At 65.7% G+C, this 6,409-nt stretch carries 4 protein-coding genes; all 4 read left to right on the top strand.

Going from position 1 to position 6,409, the window contains the following annotated elements; translation table 11 throughout:
• Window positions 1–1,055 (top strand): hypothetical protein (locus tag ACNAOU_RS25625; RefSeq protein WP_422759248.1); only part of this gene is annotated, 1,055 nt, incomplete at its 5' end.
• Window positions 1,056–1,109: 54 nt separating this feature from the next.
• Window positions 1,110–4,451, top strand: a complete 3,342-nt coding sequence (locus ACNAOU_RS25620) for a fibronectin type III (RefSeq protein WP_193593884.1) — start codon at window positions 1,110–1,112, stop codon at window positions 4,449–4,451.
• A complete protein-coding gene (locus tag ACNAOU_RS25615) occupies window positions 4,448–5,560 on the top strand; it encodes a hypothetical protein (protein ID WP_193593885.1) in 1,113 nt (370 codons plus the stop codon). The genes ACNAOU_RS25620 and ACNAOU_RS25615 overlap by 4 nt, the downstream gene beginning before the upstream one ends.
• 59 nt (window positions 5,561–5,619) lie before the next feature.
• Complete coding sequence (locus ACNAOU_RS25610; RefSeq protein ID WP_227471663.1) at window positions 5,620–6,363, top strand: hypothetical protein; 744 nt, start codon at window positions 5,620–5,622, stop codon at window positions 6,361–6,363.
• Window positions 6,364–6,409: the final 46 nt, after the last annotated feature.

Genomic DNA, 6,409 nt, shown 5'->3' with positions numbered 1-6,409 from the left:
ACCAGCTCAACGAGGTCCAGCCGGCCCTCCTGCCCACCTCGGCCGCACCGCGGACCGGGGGTACCTCCAACGACGGCAGCTGGTCCGGGTACGCGGAACCAGTGACTATGGGATCGGGTGGCAAGTCCGCGGTTCTGCACGCCACCGGCACATTCCGTGGCGCGACCCGCAAGGTCCAGGCCACTGCCCAGGGCGCCAGGGTCGGCGGCTTCAAGGTGGAGGCGGACAAGTCCATCACGTACCAGGTGGCACCGTCCACAGCGTTCACCCACACCCTGATGGGCAAATCCGTCACGGCGACGAACGGCATCGGGTCAGCCAATCCGTTCATCACCGGCTCGATCGGGCTGCTGGGCAGCACCCTGGACGTCAAGGCGGCGACGGGAACGACCTCGAAGGTAGCGGCGAGCTTCTACCAGTACGGACCCGCAGCAACGTCCCTCTCCGTCCCGGGAGCCGTCCGGGCCCCGGCCGGACTGGCCCTTGACCCCAACTTCATCACGGACAACATGGCCACCTGCGGCGGCGCCACGCCGGAAGACTGGAAGGCATCCCATAACGGCGGGGTACTGACCGCCGGCGGCAACGTCGGCTGCTACGCATCCATGGACTTCGATGTGCCGACCGTCATCCAGGGCAACGGATCGTTCAACGCCTACGTCTCCGGCGGTGTCACGATCCGGCAGAACATCAGCGCCACTACCGGCACCGGCCTGAACATCTATACCAACGGCAACGTCACCTTCCCGACCGAGGAGGCCTCCAGCAGCTCCCTCGTGGTCCGCAACGTCTACGCCTACGCGCCCAAGGGCCTGTGCACCACAACCACCGCGGCACCGGGCGGCTTCAGGTCGCTGACCAAGAGCCTGAACTTCTCCGGCTCCCTGGCATGCATGACCGTCCGGGTCGCCGGGCAATTCCGCCAGGGCGACAACACCGACGCCAGCTATCCGGACCGCAAAGGCCCGATCGGACCGACCGGGGACAGCATCTTCGACAACACCGTCTGGTACCTCGCCAACTACCAGCAGCCCGCCGGAACCCGGTCGCCCTAGACGGACGGCATGACTCGTGCGACGGAAAACAATTTGGCCGCACACAGGAAAGGTATGGCCTTGAAAACTCTGATTGACCGGTACAAGAAGCGCCGCCGTGATGCGGGAGCCGGGCTCGTCGACGCCGTCGTCGGCGTCGGGCTTGCCGCCATCATCGTTGGCGGACCGATCCTGTACTTCACCACCATGAACAACGCCGCGGCCGGCAACGCCTCCACCCAGGAGCAGAACACGGCCATCTCCGAGGCACTGGACCGCGCCGTGGCGAACATCCAGGCATCGGACACCATCAAGTACGCCGCACCGAACGAGCTCGTGACCGCTTCCACCGAGGTGGAGGCGGGCAAAGCCGACAACCCCGTCATCACCCGCTGGGTCGTCAACAGCGGCAAGCTGTACCAGCAGGTCTGGTCAGGCGACGCCGGAGTGGCAGCCTACGACCGCAGCAGCCTGCCCACGGCCGCAGCCGGCACAGCCAACCTGGACACCCGCGTATCCGTGGAGAACCTGCAGCTGGATGGCGACCTGTTCACCTACACCGACAGGGACGGGGCCATTCTCGACGTCAAGGCCCCCAAGGCGGCCCTGACCGAGAACGCCCGCACCAACCCCGCTGACGGCAAGAAGACGTACGACATCGCGCTCGTCAACATCGACCTCAAGGCCGGCACTACCTCCAACGGGGGCAAGACCGGTGTCGTGGAGAACAAGACCTCCGCCGCGCCGCGCAGCGTCTCCGGCAAGGCCGACACCGCAGCCCCCTCGGCTGCCTGCGCCGCCGTGCGGGTGGACACCAACGCCGCCGGAAAGCCGGTCATCACCTGGTCCACACTGCCCGGCTACACGTCCTACGCCGTGTTCCGCAACGCCACCCAGGTAGGCACAGTGACTGCTGCTGCCTCGGACGCGCAGAAGTCCTTCACCGACGCAACCGTCACCCCGGGCCCGGTCGAGGTCATCAACTACCGGGTCCAGCCCCGCAACGCCGACGGCACCCTGGGCGCCAACGCCTGCACCCCGAAGCCCTGGTCTCCTCAGATCGCCGCACCAGCCTTCAAGAACTCCACCGTCCTGCCCTCCGCCGATGAGGCACACGAATGGACCGACGGAACCGACGGCGCTCTTGGGCTCAAGAAGCCGCGGATCACCCTCAAGTGGGATGCCGTTCCAGGCGCTTCCAGCTACGACCTGAAATACCGCGAGCTTGATCCGGTCTCCGGCAACCCGCTCACGACCGCGTTCAACTCGGCTGCCGCCGGTCTGCCCGCTGCAACCACGACCTTCACCTGGGACGAAGGCGGCTGGGGAGCTAGGTATGAATGGTTCATCAAAGCCAACGCCGGAGCAGGCCAGGGGCAGTCGGCCGACTCCGCCCACATCACGACGCTCACGCACCCTGCGGCACCGCAGAACGTAAACGTCACCCCGCAGTACGGCACGGGTTCTGACCGGTTGACCAAGGGCATCAACGTCATCACCTGGAGCGCATCACCGACGGCTATCGAGTATGACATCTGGCGGTACAACAGTGGCAGCGCCGGGGCAGTCACCAAGCTTGGGACAGTTCCGGCGTCCTCGCCGCTGACGTACAGGGACATCGTCCCTTACGGCACGACCTGGACCTACTACGTGGCTGCCGTCAATGACGGTCCGCGCGGTACCGCCAGCGGCAAAGCCTCCAGCGCCAACCCCGAGGCAGGAGTAACCGCGGCGACAGGCACGATGCCCACGGTTACGTACCAGGAGCCTGCCACTGGGGTGGTTACGTCCACCGCGGTCTACCGCGGAGGCGCGCTGGCGGCCGTTCGTGCCGCCATCAGCCAGCCGAACGTCAAGCCTGCCCCTCGGCCGGTGACTCAGCTGCAGTTCCCTCCGATCCCTTCAATCAGCACAGTCTCCGCTGCCGCTGGACAGACCAGGGACCTCGACGGCGCGAACCAGGTTGTCTGGGCACCGACCCTCTCCGCTACCGGTTACCTGCCGGCCCGCGTCACACCCATGACCAGCGCAGTCACCTGCCTTGCCGGCGACTGCCAGGCAGGCACCGGCGGTTTGACGAAGACATCACTGACGGATCCCGCGGCCAAGGGCACCCAGTTCGACTACTACGTCAAGGCGGTCAACCCGACAGGCGTAAGCGTCGATTTCTCGGCAAAGGTCAGGCTCACCCAGCGACCGGCCACCCCGGTCCTGAAAACCACCAAGGCACCGGACCTGAGCACCTCGGGTGCGACATTCGCTTCAACCGCTGACGCAGACGGCGGCAACGATCGCGCGAACAAGTTCTGCACCTCCGCGACCTGCAAGTACGTGCTGTCCCGGAACGGCACTCCAGTCTCAACCTTGGACCAGCCAGCAGCCGGCAGCGGATCACCGCTGACCTGGACAACCTCATCCAACCCCGAGGGCGAAACAGTGACTTTCTCTGCCCGGGCCAAGAATGAGGCCGTCACCAATGGCGGGTACAGCGACGTGGCCACCACCACGGTCAACACCTACCCAGGTGACTTCGGCGTAAACCAGTGGCTGGGGGACTCCACCGGCAAGGGCCGGGAGCGCTTCATGGCAAACCTGACCAGCACAGACGTCGCCGGCTCAAGCTCATCCGTTGGCACGCCGGGTCAGACGACCGTCGGTTGGGGCGCTTCGGCCGGAGCAGTGTCCATCACGACCACCCGCAGGGCGGTCGCCAACGACACGGTGACGTCCGATCCTTCGCTGGGATTGCCCATGGCCGCCGACGATGACCCCAAAGTGTTTTCCGGCGGCGGTTCAGGCACGCAGTCCGGCAAGGCTGCCCCGGGGGCGACCTACAACTACACCGTGGTCGCCAAGGGAAAGAACGGGCTGACCCGAAGCCGCACAACCGCCAACCTGATCACACCGGCTGATCTGCCTCACCACGCCATCGTCCAGATCACTTGCTCCTACAACACCCCGAGCAACCAGCAAACGGCGCGGTGGGACTGGCCGGACCACTACGTTGGTGCTCGCATGATCGACCTGAACCACGCGCCCCTCTATGGCGCCTGGGCCGGAACTTCCATCTGGGGGCTGCAGCTGGATAAGGGGGCAGCCAACTTCGCGAACACCAGCGGCACGTGGCTGACACCGAGTGACGGCAACCCGAACGTCAACGCCGGGGCCGGCCACCCCTACTACTACGGTGTGACCTCCGGATTCGACATCCAGAACGCCGGGGCCAACGGCGGCCCGCCTTCGGCCCGGTTGAGGCTCACGCTGAGCGCCTACGCGACCTTCGACAGTGGCTGCGGGCCATACCACGGCACCTGGGACCAGCTGACCGAACCCACGTACCCGTGCTACGGCTACGTGCCCGGCCAGGCGTGCCAGGCCGTCAACAACAACAACCGACCACAGTGGAGAACCAAGTGAAGCCCCTCCGTAAAGACAGCCGCCGCAAGCCGGTCCACTACAGGACCGCTGCGGCCGCCGCCGCGGTCCTGGGCCTGTCGGCCTTGACCGCAGCCCTCCTCCTCTCTGGGGGAGGTCCCGGTCAAGGCGCCCAGGTGGCAACCGCCATCCCGGCGCTGGCCCCCGCAGACGCGGACACCCTCGTCCTTGCTCCGTACTCGGAGTCGTGGTGGGCCAAGGTGGGCGCCATGGCCCCTGCAGACACAAGACTGGCCGAACTGAACGCTTCCTCCTTCAGTGGTGACATCAAGGCCATCGGATACTCCCGCAGCCAGGACCACGAAAAGCACGACATCCCGATGACCGGACCGTCGCGCTTGTTCTATATCGAAGCTTCCAGTACCGACGCTGCGCAGAAGATTGCCGAATGGCTCAAGAGTGCCAACGGGTTCGAGGGGAGGCGTGTCTTCGTGGAGGGAAGCACGGTGGTCATCGGACAGTCCTGGCTCACGTCGTTCAAGGCACCTGAGCAGACAATGGCCGGCGCGGGAGGCTACGCCGGAGTTCTCACAACGACAGAGGGGTCAATGTACCGCAACCCGGACAACGAAGTCCGGTCGCTGACTGGACCCGATGACACCGCTTCCGCAAGGGCACTCACTGCGGTCATGCGCAATGGGTTCGGCTTCACCGAAGGAACGACTTGGGTTGGAACAAGTCCCGACGGCACTTCTTGGAGCGGAGATTTCCGGTCAGGAGGGGTCGACCCGGAGCAAATCAACTTCACCGAGGCCCGAGGCGCCTTGGACGCTACAGCAGTGAAGATCGGGGAGGTCACGAACAACAACGTAAAGTACACGGGCTTCTCCAGTGGGATGGACGGCATTCTCAGCAGTGCCGCCTTCCGGGCACCGGGGAAGGGAACGATGGGTTCAGGACAGGGGGCTGGAAGCCCTGCCGTCATCAAGGACGAGGCTGTGTCGGCAGTGTCAAACGTAACGGCCTGGGGTGCGGCCGCGACGGGCATCTATTCAGGGAAGGAAAATGTCGCCACACAAGCGGTGTCGGCCAGCACCCGTTCCATGCAGATGACTTTCACGTATGGTGCAATCGAACAAGCATCCAAGTGAGAGACGAGTTGTTGACGCTTTGCTACCCGGCGTGTAATTTCTGAGAAATGGAGAATAACTTGAAGCGCACAATGACCGGCCTGCTCGCGGCCTCGGCACTGGGAGCCTCCCTGCTGTTCGGCGCCGCGCCCGTTCAGGCGGCAGGGTGCCCGGCGGGAATGCACTGGGTAAACCTCGGTGGCGCCATGGGCGGAACCTGCGCCCCGAACTCCAGCGGTGGAATCGGTAACGGCTCGGGCAGCGGGAATGTCGGCGGCCCAGGGGGAGGCGGGGCCGGCACGGCACCTTCCGCACCCGGCTACCAGCCACCGGCGCCCCCGGTTTACCAGGCTCCCGCACCTCCCGTTTACCAGGCGCCCGCTCCGGCCACTGCACCTGCCCCCAAACCTGCACCGGGCTACCAGGCGCCCGTTCCCGCTCCAGCTCCAGCGCCGGTTTACCGTGCTCCGTTGGTCGGTGGCGGTGGCTCTGCCCCCTCTTACACCGCTCCGTCCTACACTGCTCCTTCGGGGGGAGGCGGGGGAACCTACGTGAACCCCAGCACCGGGGCCGCAGTACAGCAGAATGCCCAGGGTGGATGGGTTGATGCCGCAACGGGCGCCGAGGTTGACCCCGCGGTCGCAGCTGAAGCACAGGCTGCCTCCGAAGCTCCTGCTGCGGAAGCCGCTGCGGCCGAGGCGAAGGCTGCTGAAGCTAAGGCAGCAGAGGAGAAGAAGGCTGCTGAGATCAAGGCGGCTGCCGCGACCGCTGCCATCAAGGCTAACGTCAAGGACGCCGTGGCGAAGGCCTGGGAGAGCCGCTAAACGCCCGATTAAAAAGCCCCGCTGCGCAGTCGAGCAGCGGGGCTTT

The sequence above is a fragment of the Paenarthrobacter sp. C1 genome (assembly GCF_049315185.1).
GTDB classification, from domain to species: domain Bacteria; phylum Actinomycetota; class Actinomycetes; order Actinomycetales; family Micrococcaceae; genus Arthrobacter; species Arthrobacter nicotinovorans.
This window is presented reverse-complemented; position numbering and strand designations above follow the sequence as displayed.